Source organism: Vibrio sp. 2132-1 (genome assembly GCF_033344315.1).
The window spans coordinates 1-622 of sequence record NZ_JAWPON010000501.1 but is presented as its reverse complement, the minus strand read 5'-3'; the positions used below and the strand labels follow the sequence as shown (position 1 = coordinate 622).

Genomic DNA, 622 nt, shown 5'->3' with positions numbered 1-622 from the left:
CACCGATGCCCAACACTGGCAAAATAGCGACCGCGAGTACGATGATCCCCATTCCACCAAACCATTGTAGAAATTGGCGGTAGAACAAAATCGCTTTAGGTAACTCGTCAAGTCCGACAATAACGGTCGCCCCTGTCGTAGTTAAAGCAGAGAAGGATTCAAAAAAAGCGTCAGTCACAGAAATGTTGGGATTATCTGCGATTAAAAATGGAAGCGAACCCGCGCTGCCCAAAACCGTCCAGAAAAGAACAACGATAAGAAAGCCATCACGTGATTTGAGCTCATGTTTATGCCGACGGTTAGGAAACCAACACATCGCTCCACAAAAAAGCAGCACAAAAAAAGTCGTGACAAAAGGTACACCAGCGCCATCTCGATAAAGAAGCGCAACCAGTGCGGGTGCCAACATGGTGACACTAAAAAGCGCGAGCAAAAGCCCGACGATTCGAATAATTGAACGAAATTGCATGGATTGATTGACTAGCGAAGCTGTCCCTGTTGCTTCCTGGTTTTCATTATTGTCCGTCGAGTGGGGTTACAATTGCCTTTGCCCCACTTTTATTGATGATAGCTTGGGTAAACGCGCTCACTTCACGAAGCTCAATTTCCACCACTAATATTA

The 622-nt window shown here is 46.0% G+C and carries 1 protein-coding gene and 1 pseudogene; both read right to left on the bottom strand.

The features are described 5' to 3' along the window. On the bottom strand, nucleotides 1-469 hold a 469-nt coding region (locus tag R8N47_RS26295), incomplete at its 3' end, for a potassium transporter TrkG (RefSeq protein ID WP_318186242.1). 46 nt (nucleotides 470-515) lie between these two features. Next, nucleotides 516-622 (bottom strand): annotated as a pseudogene (locus R8N47_RS26290) (YigZ family protein); the annotation flags it as partial.